1 protein-coding gene is annotated in these 645 nt (G+C 43.6%); it reads right to left on the reverse strand.

From position 1 onward, the window contains the following. Positions 1 to 415, reverse strand: a 415-nt coding sequence (argR, locus tag R7040_RS27355) for a transcriptional regulator ArgR (protein WP_318097728.1), incomplete at its 3' end; no start/stop codon positions are given. Positions 416 to 645 lie beyond the last annotated feature (230 nt).

Raw genomic sequence — 645 nt, forward strand, 5'->3', positions numbered from 1 at the left:
CTGGCATTGTAGGGGTAATAAAAATGGTATCGTCACCCGCTACTACGCCAAGAATACCCTCGGATTTACCTAACGAGTCGAGTAGGCGAGCAATAAGCTGTGCTGCGCCGGGACCTGTGTGAATGACAACCAATGCCGCATTGTGATCGATGTCTAAAACCAGTTCACGTAGAGAGCTGCTTACTGTTGGTACGCCCAGCTCGGCCGGTAGGCAGTACACCATTTCCATTTTTGCGTTACGAGTACGAACAGCACCAACCTTGGTCAGCATACGTGAAACTTTTGATTTGTTAATGCTTTCAAAGCCTTGCTGCTTGAGTGCGTCAACAATTTCACCCTGTGAGCCAAAGCTCTCTTCTTTTAGCAGGGCTTTAAAGGCGCGGACTAGGTTATCTTGTTTCTCTGAATTGCGCATAGTCATTATGATTCTCTTAGTACGTGTCAGCAATTTTGCATATTCTCGCATATATATTCATGCAGTGCCAAAAAGTCCCGGCATTCTGTTAGTTGCATCACTGTAAACCATAAACAGAACAGGATTCTTTAAGATTATTCAACCAGTCTCGTTTTGTCCTATTGAATTTCTTGTCATTTCAACAGAATAAAAGAATAATCCAACCTTCATTTGTAGCACGACAACAGCGA

Source organism: Vibrio sp. 1069 (genome assembly GCF_033340555.1).